Source organism: Cupriavidus sp. 05T41 (assembly GCF_056396525.1).
In genome coordinates this window covers 115,062-134,945 of sequence record NZ_JBFTLQ010000012.1, presented here as the reverse complement: position 1 = coordinate 134,945, position 19,884 = coordinate 115,062, and the positions used below count along the sequence as shown (strand labels likewise).

The 19,884-nt window shown below is 66.2% G+C and carries 20 protein-coding genes; 7 read left to right on the top strand and 13 right to left on the bottom strand.

The features are described 5' to 3' along the window. Nucleotides 1–59: 59 nt before the first annotated feature. Nucleotides 60–1,031: a protein translocase subunit SecF gene (secF, locus tag AC1DKV_RS10375; RefSeq protein ID WP_441618432.1), complete on the top strand. Its 972-nt coding sequence runs from the start codon at nucleotides 60–62 to the stop codon at nucleotides 1,029–1,031. Nucleotides 1,032–1,124: 93 nt separating this feature from the next. Here secF and AC1DKV_RS10370 read toward each other — a convergent pair whose 3' ends face one another. The 8 genes from AC1DKV_RS10370 to purB all read right to left on the bottom strand — a co-directional run bounded on the left by AC1DKV_RS10370 (nucleotide 1,125) and on the right by purB (nucleotide 10,053). Continuing rightward, the gene (locus AC1DKV_RS10370; RefSeq protein ID WP_441618430.1) at nucleotides 1,125–2,144 is read right to left on the bottom strand and encodes a response regulator; all 1,020 of its coding nucleotides are present in this window, start codon (nucleotides 2,142–2,144) and stop codon (nucleotides 1,125–1,127) included. Beyond that, the gene (locus tag AC1DKV_RS10365; protein ID WP_441618428.1) at nucleotides 2,141–3,274 is read right to left on the bottom strand and encodes a hybrid sensor histidine kinase/response regulator; all 1,134 of its coding nucleotides are present in this window, start codon (nucleotides 3,272–3,274) and stop codon (nucleotides 2,141–2,143) included. Before AC1DKV_RS10365 ends, AC1DKV_RS10370 begins: the two co-directional genes overlap by 4 nt. Nucleotides 3,275–3,281: 7 nt before the next feature. Continuing rightward, nucleotides 3,282–4,613 (bottom strand): sensor histidine kinase, encoded by a 1,332-nt coding sequence (locus AC1DKV_RS10360; RefSeq protein WP_441618426.1) that lies wholly within the window; start codon nucleotides 4,611–4,613, stop codon nucleotides 3,282–3,284. A 35-nt stretch (nucleotides 4,614–4,648) separates the two neighbouring features. After that, nucleotides 4,649–6,040, bottom strand: a complete 1,392-nt coding sequence (locus AC1DKV_RS10355; protein WP_441618423.1) for a class I SAM-dependent methyltransferase — start codon at nucleotides 6,038–6,040, stop codon at nucleotides 4,649–4,651. 401 nt (nucleotides 6,041–6,441) lie between these two features. After that, complete coding sequence (locus AC1DKV_RS10350) at nucleotides 6,442–7,032, bottom strand: YceI family protein (protein ID WP_441618421.1); 591 nt, start codon at nucleotides 7,030–7,032, stop codon at nucleotides 6,442–6,444. 67 nt (nucleotides 7,033–7,099) lie between these two features. Continuing rightward, complete coding sequence (locus AC1DKV_RS10345) at nucleotides 7,100–7,672, bottom strand: YceI family protein (RefSeq protein WP_441618419.1); 573 nt, start codon at nucleotides 7,670–7,672, stop codon at nucleotides 7,100–7,102. Between the two features lie 89 nt (nucleotides 7,673–7,761). Next, entirely contained in the window at nucleotides 7,762–8,349 is a 588-nt protein-coding gene (locus tag AC1DKV_RS10340; protein WP_441618417.1) for a cytochrome b, read from the bottom strand. Nucleotides 8,350–8,667: 318 nt separating this feature from the next. After that, on the bottom strand, nucleotides 8,668–10,053 hold the full coding sequence (gene purB / locus AC1DKV_RS10335) for an adenylosuccinate lyase (protein ID WP_441618415.1): 1,386 nt from the start codon (nucleotides 10,051–10,053) through the stop codon (nucleotides 8,668–8,670). A gap of 399 nt (nucleotides 10,054–10,452) precedes the next feature. Between purB and AC1DKV_RS10330 the strand changes: the two genes are divergently transcribed. Next, nucleotides 10,453–11,067 (top strand): glutathione S-transferase family protein, encoded by a 615-nt coding sequence (locus AC1DKV_RS10330; RefSeq protein WP_441618413.1) that lies wholly within the window; start codon nucleotides 10,453–10,455, stop codon nucleotides 11,065–11,067. 42 nt (nucleotides 11,068–11,109) lie between these two features. Here AC1DKV_RS10330 and mnmA read toward each other — a convergent pair whose 3' ends face one another. The 5 genes from mnmA to AC1DKV_RS10305 form a co-directional block, all read right to left on the bottom strand. Beyond that, nucleotides 11,110–12,189: a tRNA 2-thiouridine(34) synthase MnmA gene (gene mnmA, locus AC1DKV_RS10325; RefSeq protein ID WP_441618411.1), complete on the bottom strand. Its 1,080-nt coding sequence runs from the start codon at nucleotides 12,187–12,189 to the stop codon at nucleotides 11,110–11,112. Next, a complete protein-coding gene (locus AC1DKV_RS10320) occupies nucleotides 12,186–12,707 on the bottom strand; it encodes an NUDIX hydrolase (protein WP_441618409.1) in 522 nt (173 codons plus the stop codon). The genes mnmA and AC1DKV_RS10320 overlap by 4 nt, the downstream gene beginning before the upstream one ends. Before the next feature lie 89 nt (nucleotides 12,708–12,796). Beyond that, nucleotides 12,797–13,729, bottom strand: coding sequence for a 4-hydroxy-tetrahydrodipicolinate synthase (gene dapA, locus AC1DKV_RS10315; RefSeq protein ID WP_441618407.1), 933 nt, complete (start codon nucleotides 13,727–13,729; stop codon nucleotides 12,797–12,799). Further along, on the bottom strand, nucleotides 13,716–14,129 hold the full coding sequence (locus tag AC1DKV_RS10310; protein ID WP_441618405.1) for a hypothetical protein: 414 nt from the start codon (nucleotides 14,127–14,129) through the stop codon (nucleotides 13,716–13,718). The genes dapA and AC1DKV_RS10310 overlap by 14 nt, the downstream gene beginning before the upstream one ends. 142 nt (nucleotides 14,130–14,271) lie before the next feature. Continuing rightward, complete coding sequence (locus AC1DKV_RS10305) at nucleotides 14,272–15,066, bottom strand: TorF family putative porin (protein WP_441618403.1); 795 nt, start codon at nucleotides 15,064–15,066, stop codon at nucleotides 14,272–14,274. A 506-nt stretch (nucleotides 15,067–15,572) separates the two neighbouring features. On the opposite strand from AC1DKV_RS10305, the gene AC1DKV_RS10300 reads away from it, so the two are divergent. The 5 genes from AC1DKV_RS10300 (at nucleotide 15,573) to AC1DKV_RS10280 (ending at nucleotide 19,866) form a co-directional block, all read left to right on the top strand. Then, complete coding sequence (locus AC1DKV_RS10300; protein ID WP_441618401.1) at nucleotides 15,573–16,694, top strand: Re/Si-specific NAD(P)(+) transhydrogenase subunit alpha; 1,122 nt, start codon at nucleotides 15,573–15,575, stop codon at nucleotides 16,692–16,694. Nucleotides 16,695–16,868: 174 nt separating this feature from the next. Then, on the top strand, nucleotides 16,869–17,231 hold the full coding sequence (gene panD, locus AC1DKV_RS10295; RefSeq protein WP_441618399.1) for an aspartate 1-decarboxylase: 363 nt from the start codon (nucleotides 16,869–16,871) through the stop codon (nucleotides 17,229–17,231). 201 nt (nucleotides 17,232–17,432) lie between these two features. Beyond that, entirely contained in the window at nucleotides 17,433–17,765 is a 333-nt protein-coding gene (locus AC1DKV_RS10290; RefSeq protein ID WP_441618397.1) for an NAD(P) transhydrogenase subunit alpha part 2, read from the top strand. Then, on the top strand, nucleotides 17,762–19,027 hold the full coding sequence (locus AC1DKV_RS10285) for an NAD(P)(+) transhydrogenase (Re/Si-specific) subunit beta (RefSeq protein WP_477137600.1): 1,266 nt from the start codon (nucleotides 17,762–17,764) through the stop codon (nucleotides 19,025–19,027). The genes AC1DKV_RS10290 and AC1DKV_RS10285 overlap by 4 nt, the downstream gene beginning before the upstream one ends. 38 nt (nucleotides 19,028–19,065) lie before the next feature. Beyond that, nucleotides 19,066–19,866, top strand: a complete 801-nt coding sequence (locus tag AC1DKV_RS10280) for an SDR family NAD(P)-dependent oxidoreductase (protein WP_441614064.1) — start codon at nucleotides 19,066–19,068, stop codon at nucleotides 19,864–19,866. Nucleotides 19,867–19,884 lie beyond the last annotated feature (18 nt).

Here is a 19,884-nt window from a genome sequence, read left to right as displayed (position 1 = left end):
GCGGCCGCCAAACAGCACAAGAACGGCAGCAAGGGCTGCCGTACAGAACAGGATTCAACATGGAATTCTTCCGCATCCGGCGCGACATTCCGTTCATGAAGCACGCGTTGGTCTTCAACGTGATTTCCTTCCTGACGTTTGCCGCGGCCGTGTTCTTCCTCTGGCACAAGGGCCTGCACCTGTCGATCGAGTTCACCGGCGGCACGGTGATGGAGGTCAACTACCAGCAGACCGCCGATCTCGAGAAGATCCGTGGCCAGGTCGGCAAGCTCGGCTATACCGACGTGCAGGTGCAGAACTTCGGCACCTCGCGCGACGTGATGATCCGCCTGCCGCTGCAGAAGGGCCCGGACGGCAAGCCCGTCACCTCGGCCCAGCAGAGCGAGCAGGTCATGGGCGCGCTGCAGGCCGCCACGCCTGAAGTCAAGCTGCAGCGCGTGGAATTCGTCGGCCCGCAGGTGGGCAAGGAACTGGCCACCGACGGCCTGCTGGCGCTGCTGTGCGTGGTGGCCGGCATCGTGATCTACCTGTCGTTCCGCTTCGAATGGAAGTTCGCGGTGGCGGGCATCATCGCCAACCTGCACGACGTGGTGATCATCCTCGGCTTCTTCGCCTTCTTCCAGTGGGAGTTCTCGCTGTCGGTGCTGGCGGCGATCCTGGCGGTGCTGGGCTACTCGGTCAACGAGTCGGTGGTGATCTTCGACCGGATCCGCGAGAACTTCCGCAAGTACCGCAAGATGAGCACGCACGAGATCATCGACAACGCGATCACCAGTACCATCTCGCGGACCATCATCACCCACGGCTCGACCGAAATGATGGTGTTGTCGATGTTCTTCTTCGGCGGTCCCACCCTGCACTACTTCGCGCTGGCGCTGACCGTCGGTATCCTGTTCGGCATCTACTCCTCGGTGTTCGTCGCCGCGGCGCTGGCCATGTGGTTCGGCGTCAAGCGCGAGGACCTGGTCAAGGGCGAGAAGAAGCCGGGCGAAATCGACCGCGACGACCCGAACTACGGCGCGCAGGCCTGACGGCCCCGGGCCTGGCTCGCGACCATGAAAAATGGGCACCTCCGGGTGCCCATTTTCTTGCCCTGCCGCCTGCGCGGCGCGGCACTGCCCGGATCAGAACTGCTCGATCCACACCGCAAGGCGGTCCGTCGAGAATTCCGTCGTGCGCGCGGCAACGCGGCAGACGATGACATCGCCCTCGCGCGCGGCCTTGAGCGCGCCGCCCGCCTCTTCCAGCCATAGCAGCCCGGCAAGCCAGACGGCGTGCTGCGCCGAGACTTCCTTCTTGACCGGCTCGCCGAGGTATTCGGCCAGCGCAGCAGGCCGGGTCCAGACCAGCGCATCGCCATCGCGGCGCACCGCCGCGGCGCCTTCGCCCGTGGACGGTACTTCAGCCAGCACGTCGGCCAGCACCGTGACTGCGTCGCCTGCGCCGCGCCCGGCAAAGCGCGTGCGCAGCGCGGCGAGCTGCGCCGCCACCGCGAAGCCGAAGCCACCGCTGCGCCGGCTTTCCGCCGCCACCAGATCAGCGTAGTCCATCAGCAGCCAGTCCGGCTCGGGGTTCTGCACGCCGGCCAATGCGGCCGATGCCAGGTAGGTCTCGACCGGCTGGAAGCGATCCGTGCCGATCAGGCTGGCCACCAGTGCGCGCACCAGCCCCACGCGCGTGGCGACGGTCTGCTTCTGCAGCACGCTCAGCTTCTCGCGCACGAGCTGGTCGCGCTCCTTGCGCAGGCCCGCCATCTCGAGCGCCTGCTTGAGCTCCATGCGCAGTGCGGTGATGTCCCACGGCTTCTTGATGTAGCGATGGATCTGGCCTTCGTTGACGGCCGCGACGGTATGCTCGATCTCCGAATAGGCAGTGGTCAGGATACGCACGATATGCGGGTAGCGCTCGCGCGCGTAGCGCAGCAGCTCGTTGCCGTATTCGCCCGGCATGCGCTGGTCGGAAACCAGCACCGCCAGGCTGTCGGCGTGCGCATCCAGCAGCGCCTTGCCTTCTTCAACCGAGCCGCCGGTCACGACTGGCGCCAGGGCGCCGATGGCACGCTGGAAATACTTGACCGCCGTGGCTTCGTCATCGACGAACAGAATCGCCGGTGATGGTGCCTGCGTGGCATTCGGTTCGTTCATCGATCACTCCTATGCATTCGACTCTTTGTATTGGGGAAATCCAGCGTTACGGTGGTACCGGCCCCGGCCATCGATTCGATCCGGATACCGCCACCGAAAGACTGCATCACACGGTTGCAGAAAATCATGCCCAGGCCATTGCCACCGGTGCTCGCGTGGGTAGTAACCGGGTCCACCAGAAGGCGCCCCATCACCTCCGGCGGGATGCCCGGGCCGTTGTCGCAAATACGGATCGCGGCCTCGGGCTCGGCCGTCACCACGAAACGCAGCGAAGGCCCGTCGATGCCGTCGAGCGCACGCAGCGCATTGGACAGCAGCGACGACAGCACCAGCGCCACGCAGTTGGGCAACGTGCGCACGGCAAAATCTTCTTGCAGTTCAACCTGCACCCACTCCCGCTGCGCTCCCGCAAACGGGTAGGTATCGAGCAACGCGGCGATCAGCCCGCCGGCGGTCACTTCACGGCTGGCGGTGGCCTGCGTGCTCGGCCGGCTGCCGCTGCTGCGCACCGACTGCAGGAACGACGAGATCACCGCCAGGCAATACTGTGCGTTGTCGTGCATCGCGCTGGCCGCCTGGCCGATCTCGGTCTGGCGCTGCGGATTGTATTCCGCCACGATCCGGCTTTCGATACCGCGCGCAAAATTTGCGATCGCCGCCAGCGGCGTGTTGAGTTCGTGCGCCAGGAAGGCCAGCGTCTCGTCGATGGCCATCAGGCGCTGGTGGCGCATCGAGCGTTCGCGATAGCGCTCCGCCGCCATGCGCAGCGCGTCGCGCACCTGGCTGAGCCCGAGCGGCTTCTCCAGGATTCGGAAGACCTCGCCGGTATTGACCGTCTGCAGCAGCATGTCCTTGTCGGCATAGGCCGTCACCAGCATGCGCACGATCTGCGGATATTCGAGCGCGATCTGGCGCAGCAGGTCGCCGCCGTCGCGCCCGGGCATGCGGAAGTCCGTCACCAGCACCGCCACGCGCGCGCCCTCGCGGCGCAGGATGCCGATCGCCTCGTCCGCGCCGCTGGCGACCAGCACCTCGTACTCCGCACCGACCGCGCGGGCAAAATACTTGCATGCCATCTCTTCGTCATCGACGTAGAGCACGGTAAGCCGGGGTTGCCTGGCGTCGCTCATGGCATTCTCAGTCGGCGCGCGGCAGGTCGAAGCTGAACGAGGCCCACTTGCCCAGTTCGCTCTCGGCGAACAGGACCCCGCCGTGGCGTTCGACCACCGCATAGCTGATGGACAGGCCAAGGCCAAGGCCCTGACCCACTTCGCGCGTGGTGAAGAACGGCTCGAACACGCGCGCCAGGTGTTCGGCGGCGATGCCCGGTCCGTTGTCCTTCACGGTCACGTGCAGGCGGCGCTCGACCCACTTCACCGTGGTGTGGATCGCCGGGCTTTGCGTGCCGGCCTTGCGCATCGCTAGCGCAGCGTTTGAAAACAGGTTGATCAGCACGCCGATCACGGCGGCCTCGTCGCCCAGCACCAGCGTGTCGGCCGGCAGCTCGCGCGTGACGGCCACGCCGCGCAGTTCATGCGCGGTGAGCCGGATCGAGGAATCGAGCGCCTTTTCGAACAGGAACGGCGTGCCCTCGGCCTCGGCGCCCGGCTTGCGATAAGCGAAGGTCTTCAGGTCCGACACGATATGCTGGATACGCTGCATGCCCTGCTTGGCGTCGACCAGGCACTCCTGCAGCATCGGCTCGTTCTTGGCCACCGGCTCCTCCATCGCGACCTCGATCGCCATCAGGCAGAAGTTCACCGGGTTGTTGACCTCGTGCAGCAGGCCTGCGGCCAGCGTACCGATGGCGGCCATCTTTTCCTGCTGCAGCATCTGGCCCTTGATGTCGACCAGCTTGCGGTTGATCACCTCGAGCTCGCCGTTTTTTTCCGCAACCTCGGCCTTGAGGCGGAACAGCATGAAGCGCGCGCGCTCGTTGAAGAAGGTGTAGACCGCACTGGCCGCGGCGGCGAACAGCAGGAACAGCGAATTGACGATGAAGGTGCCGGCCGGCTCGACCCCGCCGGGATGGAACAGGCAGGCCAGCAGGTAGAACAGGTAGGAGAGCAGCCCGAACACCAGGTTCTGCCACAGGCCGAACGGCAGCGCGATGCCGGACGCGAAGATGGCCAGGTTCAGGCCCACGTAGTATGGCGACTCCACGCCGTCGGTGTGCCAGATCATCCACGAGATCATGATCTGCGGCAGCAGCAGCCAGGACAAGGTCAGCCACGGCGCGAAGCGGCGGCCCGCCGAGCTGTACAGCATCATCACGATGCCGGCGATCAGCAGCGACACCAGCACCCGCGCCACCGCGAACGGTGCCTGCAATTGCGGGTACTGGCCGTAGTCCAGTCCCACGCCGAGCAGCACCAGCACGATGGCGGTATAGGCCCCGCCACGGCTGAAGGCGAGGCGGAAGTCCGCCAGCTCTGTCTGGTAACCCGCATAAAGTTGATTCGTGCTCATGTCTGGGCAGGCTGCTCGGTTTTCAGAACGGTGTTTCAGAGAATGTTCGCTTCCGCGAACACGTTGACGCCGGTCTGGTCGACGTAGAGCTTGTGTGCACGGGATTGCTCGGGCAGCAGCATACTCATCCTCGCCTCGTCGCGGTAGATCAGGTACCACTCAAGCAGGTGTTCCATGCCGAATTTCTCTGGATTGGCCGAGTGGACGTTGGTCACCAGCAACTGCCCGCCGGGGCGCGTGCGCGCGGCGAAGTAGCTGAGCAAGCGGGCGCAGACCTTGTCCGACAGGTAGTCGAACAGGCCCGCGCAGTACACCGCATCGAACTCGCGCAGGCTGGCGTCGTCCGGCGAAATCTTGCGCTTGAGCAGTTCGTGCACCGACTGGTGCACCATCTCCACCGACACCTTGTGCCCTGCCTCGCCGGCCGAGCGCTCGATCGAGGCCTTGGTGTAGGCCAGGGTCTCTTCGCTGAAATCGACCAGCTGGAACGACAGCATCTCGGGCTGCGCATACTCGCGCGCGAAGCGCTGGATCTCGAAGGCCGGGCCGCAGCCCACGTTGAGCACGCGGAACGGCCGCCCGGCCGCGCGCGCGGCATCGGCCTGGCGCGAGAGGAAATCGACCAGCAGGTCGATGCGGTTGCGGTGGGCGGTCGCCACGGCGGCCTTGAGGAAGGCCGTATTGACGATCTGGAAGTAGGTGGTCGGGCCCTGCTGCGGATCGCTCAGGATCTGGTTCACCATCTCGTAGTCGCCGGCATAGCCGAGCGGCTTGGTGAAGGTGCGGTAGACGAACGGCGCGCGCAGCAGCAGCGGGTGCAGCGCAGACTGCGCGTAAGTGCGGTGCACCGGCGCGATCTCCGCGTCGACCTGTTCGGCCTCGCCCTCGAGCCGGTCCAGGTAGGTCTTGGTCTTGAGCATGATCGGCGTGGCCAGCTCGTAGAACACGTCCTCGCGCAGCCGCCCGTCGACCTTCGGCAGGTTCTCGGTCAGGTCCACCTGCTCGACCCAGCGCGAGACTTCGGAGAGGAAGGCGCGCATTTCGTTGACCACGATCTGGTAGTCGCGCCGGATGTTGAAGCGCGCGTCCCAGTCGTTGATGAACAGTTCGGCTTCCCGCCCCACCGACTTGGGCTCGTTGGGCAGGTCGCTCAGCTCGCGCCACTCGTCGATGAGCGTCAGCGACACCACCGCGGTGAGGCCGGTATTCACCAGGCTCATCACCACCGCCTTGCCCAGGTAGGCGTTCTTGCTTCCCATGCGCACACTCAGCTCGCTCAGCACCTCGCTGACCTGGACGATCGAGTATGGATTGTAGATTTCCATCACCAGAGCTTTTCTCTGGAGATTGATAATTGTGCCCCGCACCTGCTCGCCCTGCGAGTTGCGGAAACTGACCACCGGATCGATTTGCGTTTGGGAGTACACGGTATTGCGCCAGAGAAATCCGAGAAACGCTGCCGGCCGTCCAGTCCTTGTCGACTGGCCGGGTACAGCTCGTAGGGCAAGGGGATCGCTACGATCGCTACGCTAGGCCGGCATCAAGGGGTACTGCTGGGATACATGTCGGTAATCGGTTGCGGGCATTGGCGTCCTCGACTGGCAGGCACGCACGCGACTACACCCTGGTAACTGTGAGCGAGGAAGTGGCTGAGATTGTTGACTGGATGAGACTGTAACTGATTCCTGTCGAATCATTGTACTGTGGGCATCAGGTGCGGACAACATAACCTGGCACGCACCGGCCGGCAAACGAAAAAGGCCGGGGATCGCTCCCCGGCCTCTCTCGTGCTGCGCGCCGGGACCATGTCCCGGGCGTGAGCGCGCGCTTATTCCGCCTTCACGCCTTCGACCTGGATGGCCAGCTTGACGTCGGGCTTGAAGCCCATCTTCACGCCATAGTCGATGCCGAAGTCGGCGCGGTTGATGGTGCCGACGGCGTCGGCGCCGCAGGCTTCGCGCTTGAGCATCGGGTGCTGGATGCACTTGAATTCACGGATTTCCAGCTTGACCGGCTTGGACACGCCGTGCAGCGTCAGCACGCCGTCGACTTCGGTCGGGACGTCGCCGTTGAACTTGGAGAACTTGCCCTTGTAGGTGGCTTCCGGGAAGGCCTCGACGTTGAACATGTCCGGGCCCTTCACGTGCTGGTTCAGCTTGGCGTTGCCGAAGTCGACCGAAGCCGGATCGATCTTGACGTCGAGCGAGCCGGTCTTGGCCGCGCGATCCAGCGTCACGGTGCCGCTGGACTTTTCGAACTTGCCGCGCCAGACGGACAGGCCGCCCAGGTGGTCGGCTTCGAAGCTCGGGTAGGTGTGGGTGGGATCCAGGTTGTAGGTCACCGTGTTGGCCGAAGCCACGCCGAAGGCGGCGCTGGCGGAAATGGCCGCGGCGGCGGCGAGGATGGTACGCAGTTTCATGAGAGCTCCCGGCAAAAAGTTGGGGATGAACAGCAAAGCGATAGCAGCGAAGGCAAGCGCGAAGCGCTTACTTCCTGGCCGCCGTCACGATATGGAACTTGATCTGGACATCGTCGGCGACAACGGAAGTATCCTTCCATTCGCCGTCGCCGATATTGAACACGGTACGCTTGATCGGCAGCACACCGTCGAACACCTGGCCGCCGCCGTCCTGGCGATAGCTCGCCGGCACCACCACGTCCAGGGTCTTGCCCTTGATGGTGAGCTTGCCCGCCACCTCGTACTTGCCGGCGGCGCCGGTCTTGATGCTGGTCGACTGGAACACCGCCTTGGGGAATTTGGCCGCGTTGAACCAGTCTGCGCCCTTGACCTCCTTGGTGGTTTCGGCGTCGCCGATCTCGAAGCTCGACACGTCGATCTCGATCTTGGCCGAGGAGGCAGCCAGCTGCGCGGGATCGAAGGTCACCGTCGCATCGAATTTCTTGAACTTGCCTTCCATCGGCACGCCGATCTGGCGGGCGGTCGCGGTCACCGTGCTCTTGGCGGCATCGACCTGGGCCCAGGCGAGATTGGCGCCGATGCCGGCGACAGCCAGGGTGGCGGCCATCAGGAGCGCGCTCGGGCGGGGAATGCGTTTCATCAAAGACTCCTGTCGCTAGGAGGGCAATGCCCTCGGTCAGTTTTTCAGATGGTGTTTCGGGTTGCTGCGTTGCTACGTTGCGCGCCGCTTTACTTCAGGAACGGCAGCATGCGCGCCAGCGTGCCGTCGCGTTCGATGAACTGGTGCTTGATCGCCGCGGCCGCGTGGATCACGACGATGGCTGCCATCAGGTAGTTCAGCCAGATATGGGCCTGCTTGAGGATTTCCTTGAGTGCGTCGTTCGGCTCGATCAGCGACGGCAGCGGCAGGACACCCAGGTAGACCACCGGCACGCCGGCCGCGCAGCTGTACAGGTAGCCGGTGATGGGCACCACCACGATCAGCACGTACAGCAGCATATGCGCGCCGTGCGCCGCGGCGGCCTGCCAGGCGGGGGTACCCGCGGCGGGCGCCGGCGCCCGGTGGGTGGCGCGCCACAGCACGCGCAGCACGGCGATGGCGAACACCGTCACGCCCAGCCACTTGTGCCACGAGAACAGCTTGAGCTTGAGCATCGACAGCCCCGGAATGCTGGTCATGTACAGGCCAAGCCCGAAGGCGGCGAAGATCAGCAAGGCGATGATCCAGTGCAGACCGATCGCGGTTGCCCCGTAGGCGGATGCGGACAACTGTGGTGAGGCCCCGGCGCGGGCGCCGGTCTTGATTTGAGAATGCATGTAAAACCCCTGCCCGTCACGGGCGTTCGTATGGCGCGTTCGTATGGCGCGTTCGTATGGCGCGTTTGTGTGGAGCGTTTGTGTCGAGCGTTTTATCGGCGCATGCAAAAAGGCGACGGCATGCAGATGACCATCAGCCTCTGGATTCTCGCATTATTGTGCCGTACGCATGAGGCCGAGCGGTCCGAAATTCATGGAATCATTCAAACCATTTGAAGTGACATTTCGCCGCGGCGGTCGCCAGACGAAAAAACCACCCCGCAGGGTGGCTTCTTTTGTTGTCCCGGTGCCGGCCGGCGGGCCGGACAGCGCGCGAGATCAGGCGGCCGAAATGCCTTCGGCAAGGCTCACGGCGCGCCCGATGTAGCTGGCCGGCGTCATCTCCAGCAGCAGCTTCCTGGCGTCCTCGGGAATCGCCAGGCCGCCGATGAAGGTCTGCAGCGCCTCGCGCGAAATGCCCTTGCCGCGCGTGAGCTCCTTGAGCTGCTCATACGGATTGGGCACGCCGAAGCGGCGCATCACGGTCTGCACCGGCTCGGCCAGCACTTCCCAGCAATTGTCGAGGTCTTCGTTCAGGCGCTCCGGGTTGGTTTCCAGCTTGCCCAGGCCGCGCAGGCAGGCCTCGTAGGCCAGCAGGCTGTAGCCAAGGGCCACGCCCATGTTGCGCAGCACGGTGGAGTCGGTCAGGTCGCGCTGCCAGCGCGACAGCGGCAGTTTTTCCGACAGGTGGCGCAGCACCGCGTTGCCCAGGCCCAGGTTGCCTTCCGAGTTCTCGAAATCGATCGGGTTGACCTTGTGCGGCATGGTCGACGAGCCGATCTCGCCGGCCTTGGTCCTCTGCTTGAAGTAGCCCAGCGAGATATAGCCCCAGACGTCGCGGTTCAGGTCGATCAGGATGGTGTTGGCGCGGGCGACGGCGTCGAACAGCTCGGCCATGTAGTCGTGCGGCTCGATCTGGATGGTGTACGGGTTGAAGGTCAGGCCCAGGCGCGCTTCGATCACCTGTTTCGAGAACGCCTCCCAGTCGAACGACGGATAGGCCGACAGGTGCGCGTTGTAGTTGCCCACCGCGCCGTTCATCTTGCCCAGCAGCTCCACGCGCTGGATGCGCTCGATGGCACGGCCCAGGCGAGCGGCCACATTGGCCATTTCCTTGCCCAGCGTGGTCGGGCTGGCCGGCTGGCCATGGGTGCGCGACAGCATCGGCTGGCGGGCGTTGGCATGTGCCAGTTCGACCAGGCGCGCGTGCACGCGCTGCAGCGCCGGCACCACCACGCCATCGCGCGCGCCCTTGAGCATCATGCCGTGCGAGGTGTTGTTGATGTCTTCCGAGGTGCAGGCGAAATGGATGAACTCGCTCGCGGCTTCCAGCTCGGCATTGCCCTTGACCTGCTCCTTGAGCCAGTACTCGACCGCCTTGACGTCGTGGTTGGTGACGGCCTCGATCTCCTTGATGCGCGCGGCGTGCGCTTCGGAGAAGTTGTCCACCAGGGCCAGCAGCGCGGCCTCGGATGCCGGCGAGAACTTCGGCATGTCGGGCAGGCCGGCCTGCGACAGCGCGATCAGCCAGTGCACTTCCACCTTGACGCGGTTGCGCATGAAGGCCGCTTCCGAAAGCCACTCGCGCAGCGCATCGGCCTTGGAGGCATAGCGGCCGTCGATGGGGGACAGGGCGGTGAGCGGGGAGAGCGAGGAGGAAGACATGCTGGAAGACCGGAAGGAAGGGAAAAGACGGTGGTCTGGCGCAAACCGGCGCAAAAATGGCCGGCACGCGCCGCGAAGACCCGCGACAAGCCGCAAAAGAGACCAATCAGGCGCGCCGGCCGACCGGCGGCGCGGCGGAAAGCGGGCATTTTACCATCGCGGCCGCCGTTCTGTGGCCGCCGGCATGGCGGTGGCGCGGTGGCGCGTATCGGCACCACGACACCCGCACGGAGATGGTGCGCGGCCATCATATGTATGGCACCGGGCACGGGTATACTCGCGCTCGCCGATCCGCTAGCCTGTTATGAAGTGCATCGGGCATGCCGGCCGGACGCCTCCAGCGCGGTCCGTCGTGCCAGAGGGCGCCGATGCACTTCATAACAAGCTCGAGGGGAGTCCATGAAGCTGTACGCATCGCAAACCAGTCCCTACGCGCGCAAGGTGCGCGTGGTGATGGCAGAGAAGAAGATCGATTACCAGATGGTCGAGGTGGACGTGTGGTCGCCCGACACCACCATCGGCCAGTTCAACCCGCTCGGCAAGGTGCCTTGCCTGGTGATGGAAGACGGCGGCGCGATCTTCGATTCGCGCGTGATCGTCGAATACGTCGATACGCTGACGCCGGTCAGCCGGATGATCCCGCAAGGCGCCCGCGAACGCGTGGAAGTACGCTGCTGGGAAGCGCTGGCCGACGGCCTGCTCGACGCCGCCCTGCTGGCGCGCCTGGAGCATACCCAGCGCGAACCCGAGCAGCGCAGCGAGCGCTGGGTCAAGCGCCAGCTCGGCAAGATCGACTCGGCGGTGGCGGCCATCGCCGACGGCCTGGCCGACCGCCCGTGGTGCTGCGACAACCACTACTCGCTGGCCGACGTGGCGGTTGGCTGCGCGCTCTCGTACCTGGACTTCCGCTTCCCGGACATCGCCTGGCGCGAGCGTCATCCGCGCCTGGCCGTGTATCAGGACAAGCTGGGCAAGCGCCAGTCGTTCATCGATACCGAGCCGCCGCGCGCGTAGGCACGCGGGCGCATCAGCGCGCCGGGCGACCGGCGCGCCCAGCTACCGGATGATGCCGCCACCGAGGCAGACATCGCCCTGGTACAGCACTGCCGACTGGCCCGGCGTCACCGCCCACTGCGCCTCGGCAAACCCCAGCCGCAGCGCGTCTCCCTCCAGCGCCGACACCGAGCACGGCGCATCGCTCTGCCGGTAGCGTGTCTTGGCCGATAGCGCGGTGCCCACCTGCGGGCCCTCGCCGGCCACCCACGACAGGTCCGCGGCATCGAGCGCCGGCGTCAGCAGCCACGGATGATCGTGGCCCTGCACCACATACAGCGTATTGCTCGCCATATCCTTGCGCGCCACGTACCAGGCGTCGCCGCTGCCTTCGCGGCTGCCGCCCAGGCCGATGCCCTTGCGCTGGCCCAGCGTATAGAAGGCCAGGCCGATGTGCTGGCCGACTTCCTTGCCGTCCGGCGTCTTCATCGGGCCGGGGCTGGTGGGCAGGTAGCGGTTGAGGAAATCGCGGAAAGGCCGCTCGCCGATAAAGCAGATGCCGGTCGAATCCTTCTTCTTCGCGTTGGGCAGGCCGATCTCGGCGGCAATCTCGCGCACGCGCGTCTTGGGCATCTCGCCCAGCGGGAACAACGTGCGCGAGAGCTGCGCCTGGTTCAGGCGGTGCAGGAAATAGCTCTGGTCCTTGGTGTGATCGAAGGCCTTGAGCAGTTCGAAGCGGCCGTTCGCGGCCTGGCGCACGCGCGCATAGTGGCCCGTGGCGATGGTGTCCGCGCCCAGCGACATGGCGTGGTCGAGGAAGGCCTTGAACTTGATCTCAGCGTTGCACAGCACGTCGGGATTGGGCGTGCGGCCGGCCGAGTATTCGCGCAGGAAATCGGCGAACACGCGGTCCTTGTACTCGGCGGCGAAGTTGACGGCTTCCACGTCCACGCCGATCAGGTCGGCCACCGAGACGACATCGAGCCAGTCCTGCCGGGTCGAGCAATATTCGCTGTCGTCGTCGTCCTCCCAGTTCTTCATGAACAGGCCGATCACCTCGTAGCCCTGCTGCTTGAGCAGCCACGCGGTCACCGAGGAGTCGACGCCACCCGACATGCCCACCACCACGCGCTTGCCGCTCATGACGCGGCTCCGCCGGCCGGTGCGTGCGTCGCCGCGGTCACCGAGGGGTGGGTGAAAAGCGCGTCGAGCGCGAAGCGCTTGCCGGCCAGGTAGTCTTCCATGCAGGCCAGCACCAAGGGCGTGCGATGGCGCTCGGGGCAGGCGCGGATCTCATCCGCGCTCATCCACACCGTGCGCACGATGCCGACGTCGAGCTGGCGCCCGGCATCGAGCGCGCCCAGCTCGCCGGTGAAGGCAAAGCGCACATAAGTGATGTCGCCGCCCGGCCGCGCCGTGCTGCCCGCCGACCCGGAATGCGCCATATAGCAGCCCAGCAGCGCGCGCGGCTCGAAGGTGTGCGCGGTTTCCTCCAGCGTCTCGCGGATGACCGCATGCACCAGGCTCTCGCCGGGATCGAGGTGGCCGGCAGGCTGGTTCAGCCGCAGGCCGTCGGGGGTTTCTTCTTCCACCAGCAGGAAACGGCCGCCGCGTTCGATGACCGCGGCGACGGTGACGCTGGCTTTCCAGTCGTGTGACATGATGCACAAAATTTAGGCAATCCGGCATTCTACCGGTTGCCGCACTTTCGCGCATCCAGGCCGTCCGCCTCGCCGCGGCGCCCGGCCCGTCACGCAGGCTGCAAAGTGCACTCCACTTCTCGCGCGGAAGGCAGCAGGTCGATCGCATGCTCGAGCCGTTCGCGCAGCGCCGCGCTGGCCGGCATCAGCGGCCGCCTGACCTCCGCGCCGGCCAGTCCGCACAAGGCGAGCGCGGCCTTGACCGGCGCGGGATTGGGCTCGGAAAACAACAGCGCGATCAGCGGCGCCAGGCGCGCGAACAGGGCGCGCGCCGCCTCGTGCCGGCCGTCCGCGGCCAGTTGCACCAGGCGCACGAACAGGTCGGTGCGGATATGCGCGCTGGCCGGCACCACGCCGTCGCCGCCACCCAGCAGATGGCCGAGGATGGCCTCGTCCTCGCCGCAGAACACCGAGAGCGCTTCGCAGCCGGCAAGCGCGCGCAGCCCCGCCGCATCGCACTCCTTGACCGCCACGATGCGCGGATGCGCGGCCAGGCGCCGCACCAGCGCGGGCGACAGGCTGCAGCCGGTGCGGCGCGGTACGTTGTAGAGCATCAGCGGCCGCCAGGTAGCGTCGGCCACGCGCTCGAAATGCCAGGCAATGCCATCGTCGCCCGGGCGCAGGTAGTACGGCGGCGGCACCAGGTAGCCGGCCAGGTCGAAGGCGTCGAGCTGGCGCACCTGCTCGCACACGCCGCGGGTATCCACGCCGCCCACGCCGGCCATCACCGGCAGCGCGCCATTGACTGCTTCGAGCACCGCGGCGGTGAACATCAGCCGCTCCGCTGGCGAGAGCAGTGCGCCCTCCCCCGTGGTGCCGAGGATGACGAGACCGTCCACCCCGCTGGCCACATAGTGCGCGGCCAGGCGCTGCGCGCAGGGCAGGTCCAGCTCGCCGCCTTGCAGCGGCGTCACCATCGGCAGCCACAGCCCGGTGCCGCCCGGCTTGCGCAGGCGGCCCGCTTCCTGCTCAGTGCGCGGCATGGTCTTGCCCCAGCACAGTGGTCACGCCGAACTCGGCGGCAGGCAGCGCCATCATGATGGCGTGCATGGCGGCATCGCGGCCACCGCGCTCGACCTCCACATGCACGGTGGTCTCGCCGTGGCGGTGGTCCACCTCGACCACATAGATGCGCGCCAGCTTGCCGATCGCCGCGTGCAGCGACTGGCGCAGCGCGAAGACCTGGCCCGAGGCCACTGCCAGGCGCAGGCGGATCCATGCGCATGCGGTGTCGGCGGCGTTCGCCGCGGCGTTGTCGATGCCGGATACGGGTTGCGCGGGACGCGCGGCGCCGCGCCCGGTGCGCGTGGCTTCGGTGCGCGCCGATGCGGCGCGGGCGGACTGCGTGCGGGAAGGACGGCGCGGCACGGAAACGAAGGCCACGGCAAGGCTCGACTGTCGCATATGGGCTGGACCCGTGTGAAACGGGTCGTCTGTTGTAGATGGAACCATGCTAGGCAGGCGGGCCTCAAGTTGATGCAATGATTGCCGCCGGCGTCATCAAGAAGTCATCAAAAGGCCGCGCTCAGAATGTCTTGGTGAGCGAAGCGAACGCGGCGGCCCGCCCGATATAGCGCCCGGACGTGTTGGTGTAGACCGAGTGGTGGGCGTTGGTGTCGATATAGGCGAGCGCCAGCGCGAAGCCCTTGCCCAGGTCCTTGGTCAGCCCGAGCCTCCAGTCGGTGTACGAGGCATCGGTGACATTGCGCACGTCCTGGTAGCCCACGTGCGCGTTCAGCGTCAGGTCCCACACATTGAGCGGCACGTTGGCGCTGAGGTCGATATAGGAGCTGTACTTGCTGTTGGCGAAGCCGAACAGGTTGGTCAGCGCCTGCGAGTACTTCAGGAACACGGGGCCGTAACCAGCGCCGATATATAGCTCCGTGGTGTAGGGGCGCGTGAAGCCGTTCGGGTAGTCGCCCGGATAGTAGTACTGCAGCACGCCCAGGTCGTAGTTCCACTCCAGCCCTGCCAGCGTCACGGTGTTCTTGAAGCCGCCGTAGAAATCCATCTCGATCGGTGCCGAGACCTGCGGGTTGCTGTCGCTGAGCCAGCTGATGCTCGAGTTCCAGTTGCCGAGGTAGAAGCCGCTCGAATGCGCGTAGTCGAAGCCGCCCTGGATGGCCGGGCGACGGTTGGTCTGCATCAGGCCGCGGTAGCGGTATTCGCTGGCGACGGTCACGTTGGCCGTGAACGTGTGCGGCGAGGCTTCGGCGTCGGGTGTGCTCTGGGCATGGGCACCGGACACGCCGCAGAAAAGGGCGGCGCCGGACAGGAAGACGGCGCAGGCGCGCGGAGCAGCAAGGCGGAAGACAGTCATGGATTGCTTGGCAGGAAACAGGGAGGTCGATCGGAATAGCGCCATCGGCGCGGTGGCGCGGCACGGGCCGCGCAGCGACCCGAACAGTACGGGAGCGCATCTCAAATCGGTGTCAAGAAAACGGGGGCACGCCAAGCGATCACATAAAGACGGGGGCCAGTCATGCACCACCCGGATAGCCGCCATGCGCCATGCGGACTTGTTGCGCAAAAGCCGAACGGCCGGTCACCACGGATCGTCAGATTCCTGTAAGCTGCGAAAAAATTGTGCGCTGCGCCCAGCTTCGGCTGTGCGCGCGGGAAAACACAAAGGGCTCAGGACGTCCGCCCGTAAATGCAGAGCAGCGGCATTGTCAGAATGAAACGAAGCGGTTCTGGTCGGGCGCTCCGACTGGATGTACATGTCGTACATCCCGTACATGTCGTACGTACGCAAGGCACGCGCGCCCCATCGCCAGAATCATTTTGACAGCGCCTCGAAGACGCCAGCAAAAGGAGAAATTGACGATGCACATCGGCATCCCGCAGGAGACGCGGGCAGGTGAGACTCGTGTCGCCGCAACCCCCGAGACGGTCAAGAAATACGTCGCGCAGGGCCATCAGGTTATCGTGCAATCGGGAGCTGGCGTGCGCGCCAGCCAGCCCGACTCAGCCTACGAGGCGGTCGGCGCCACCATCGGCACCGCGGCCCAGGCGCTGGGCGCGCAGCTCGTCCTGAAGGTGCGCGCACCGGACGACGCCGAGCTCGCGCTGATGAAGCCCGGCTCCGCGCTGGTCGGCATGCTCAACCCCTTCGATGCCGACAACAACGCACGCATGGCGCGCGCCACGCTGACCGCCTTCGCGCTCGAAGCCGCGCCGCGCACCACGCGCGCGCAGAGCATGGACGTGCTGTCCTCGCAGGCCAATATCGCCGGCTACAAGGCCGTGCTGGTCGCCGCTCACCATTACCAGCGCTTCATGCCGATGCTGATGACCGCCGCCGGCACCGTGAAGGCGGCGCGCGTGCTGATCCTCGGCGCCGGCGTGGCCGGCCTGCAGGCCATCGCCACGGCCAAGCGCCTGGGCGCGGTGATCGAAGCCTCCGACGTGCGCCCCGCGGTCAAGGAACAGATCGAGTCGCTGGGGGCCAAGTTCGTCGACGTGCCGTTCGTCACCGATGAAGAGCGCGAGATCGCCCAGGGCGTGGGAGGCTATGCGCGCCCGATGCCGCCGGACTGGATGCGCCGCCAGGCCGAACTGGTGCACGAGCGCGCCAAGGCCGCCGACATCGTCATCACCACCGCGCTGATCCCGGGCCGCCAGGCACCGGTGCTGCTCAAGGAAGAAACCGTCCAGGCCATGAAGCCGGGCTCGGTGGTGGTCGACCTGGCCGCGGCGCAGGGCGGCAACTGCCCGCTCACCGTGGCCGACGAAGTGGTGGAGCGCCACGGCGTCACGCTGATCGGCCATACCAACCTTGCCAGCATGGTGGCGGCCGACGCCTCGGCACTCTACGCGCGCAACGTGCTCGACTTCCTCAAGCTCGTCATCGACAAGGACGGCCAGTTCATACTGAACCTGGAAGACGACATCGTGGCGGCCTGCCTGATGTGCAAGGACGGACAAGTCGTCCGCGGCGCCAACTGAAGCGCGCAGGCGGGCCCGCCGCGGCCCGCTCGCTTTAGATTGGCGCCACGCGGTCCCGGCATGGCGCGCGGGCGTTCGCCGGCGCGGCCGGCACGTCCGGGCACCGGGAGCTTTGCAGCGGCCCGCGGGGCTTGCCCACGGGCTCACACAGCCACAACCAAGGACGCATCACCAATGCAACGCATCATGCTCCGCGCCAAGCTCCATCGTGTCACCGTGACACAGGCGGACCTCCACTACGAGGGCTCATGCGGCATCGACGAGGACCTGCTCGACGCGGCCGACATGAAGGAGTTCGAGAAGATCGAGTTGTACAACGTCAACAACGGCGAGCGTTTTTCGACCTACATCATCAAGGGCGCGCGCGGCACCGGCGAGATCTCGCTCAACGGCGCGGCCGCGCGGCGCGCGCACCTGGGCGACCATCTCATCATCTGCACCTACGCGCCGATGAGCGACGAAGAGATCGCCACCTACAAGCCGAAGGTCATCCTGGTGAACGACAACAACGGCATCAAGGAAATCAAGAAGGTGTAGGCGGCATGCGGCGGATCCGGCGAGCCAGCCGGTCCAGCCGTCCAGCCGTCCATACGTACGGACTTCGCGCGCCGCCGCCTGCGGCGGCGCGCACGCGAGAAGCAGACCGGCATCGGGCAGCACGGCCAGGTGCGCCGGGCCAGGCAGAAGAACACGGGACAACCGCGCAGCGAAGGCATTCAAGCAACGGAGGAGTAGGCGATGGAAATGGTGAACCACACGGTGATCAACCTGATCATCTTCGTGCTGGCGATCTACGTGGGGTACCACGTGGTCTGGACGGTAACGCCGGCCCTGCACACCCCGCTGATGGCCGTGACCAATGCGATCTCGGCCATCATCATCGTCGGCGCCATGCTGGCGGCCGGCCTGACCGAGGGCATGGTAGGACGCACCATGGGCACGCTGGCGGTGGCGCTGGCCGCCGTCAATGTGTTCGGCGGCTTCCTGGTGACCCAGCGCATGCTGGAGATGTTCAAGAAGAAGGAACCCAAGGCAAAGGCTGACGGCTCGGCCAAGGAGCACGGCAAATGAGCATGAATCTCGTCACCCTGCTCTACCTGATCTTCGGCGCGCTGGTGGTGGGCGGCGGCATCGGCGCCTACGTGGCGAAGAAAGTCGAGATGACCAAGATGCCCGAGCTGGTCGCGGCGATGCACTCGCTGATCGGCCTGGCGGCGGTGTTCATCGCGGTGGCCGCGGTGGCCGAACCGGCCGCCTTCGGCATCACGCCGGCGGGCTCGCACGACATCCCGCTGGGCAACCGCATCGAGCTGTTCATCGGCTGCTTCGTCGGTGCCATCACCTTCTCGGGCTCGGTGATCGCCTTCGGCAAGCTGGCCGGGCGCTACAAGTTCCGCCTGTTCCAGGGCGCGCCGGTGTCCTTCCCCGGCCAGCACATGCTCAACCTGCTGCTGGCGGTGGCGATGATCGGCTTCGGGGTGATCTTCTTCCTGTCGCAGAGCTGGCTGCCCTTCGTGGTGATGCTGGCGATCGCCTTCGTGCTGGGCGTGCTGATCATCATCCCGATCGGCGGCGCCGACATGCCGGTGGTGGTGTCGATGCTGAACTCGTACTCGGGCTGGGCGGCGGCCGGCATCGGCTTCTCGCTCAACAACCCGATGCTGATCATCGCCGGCTCGCTGGTGGGATCGAGCGGTGCGATCCTCTCGTACATCATGTGCCGCGCCATGAACCGCTCGTTCTTCAACGTGCTGCTGGGCGGCTTCGGCGGCACGGCCGCGGGGGCGGCCGCCGGCGAGCAGCAGCAGCGCCCGGTCAAGTCCGGCTCGGCCGATGACGCGGCCTTCCTGATGGGCAACGCCGAGACCGTGATCATCGTGCCGGGCTACGGCCTGGCGGTGGCGCGCGCGCAGCACGCGCTCAAGGAACTGACCGAGAAGCTGGTCGAGAAGGGTGTGACGGTGAAGTACGCCATCCACCCGGTGGCGGGCCGCATGCCGGGCCACATGAACGTGCTGCTGGCCGAGGCCGAAGTGCCCTACGACCAGGTCTTCGAGATGGAAGACATCAACAGCGAGTTCGGCCAGGCCGACGTGGTGCTCGTGCTGGGCGCCAACGACGTGGTCAATCCGGCGGCCAAGACCGATCCCAACTCGCCGATCGCCGGCATGCCGATCCTGGAAGCCTACAAGGCCAAGACCATCATCGTGAACAAGCGCTCGATGGCGGCCGGCTATGCCGGTCTCGACAACGAGTTGTTCTACATGGACAAGACCATGATGGTGTTCGGCGACGCCAAGAAGGTGGTCGAGGACATGGGCAAGTCGGTCTGAAGAGCCTGAGCCCACTACAAAACAACGGAGACAAGCTGATGACTCAACCTCAATGGCAGCCGGAACCACCGCCGAACCCGTTTGGCGACCTGCACGGCAAGGTCGCGCTCGTCACGGGCGCGTTCGGCGGCCTCGGCCGGCACTTCGCCGAGACGCTCGCCCGCGCGGGCTGCCGCGTCGCGCTGGCGGGCCGGCGCGTCGGCGAAGGCGAGACCATACTGGCGGCGCTGCGCAAGCAAGGCGCCACCGGATGCGTGGTGCCACTCGACGTGCGGGACCCCGCTTCCGTCGAGTCGGCATTCGATGCGGTGAAGCGCGAGCTCGGTCCGGCCCAGATCGTGGTCAACAGCGCTGGCATCGCCACGACTTCCCCTGCCATGGACGTGACGGAGGACGCCTGGCAGAGCGTGATCGACACCAACCTGAACGGCGCGTGGCGCGTGGCACAGTGCGCCGCCCGGACGATGCGCGACGCGGGCAACGGCGGCAGCATCGTCAACATCGCCTCGATCCTCGGCCTGCGCGTGGCGCAACAGGTGCCGGCCTACACCGCCGCCAAGGCGGGGCTGATCCACCTGACGCGCTCGCTGGCCCTGGAATGGGCACGCCACGGGATCCGGGTCAACGCACTCGCCCCCGGCTACTTCGAGACGGATATCAACCGGGACTTCTTCGAGACGGAGAACGGCCAGGCGCTCATCCGGCGCATTCCGCAGCGCCGGCTCGGCCGCGCCACCCAGCTGGACGGCGCCCTGCTGCTGCTCGCCTCCAGCGCTTCGGACTACATGACCGGCACGGTCCTGCCCGTCGACGGCGGCCACGCCGTCAGTTCGCTCTGACCGCCACCGCGCCACAGG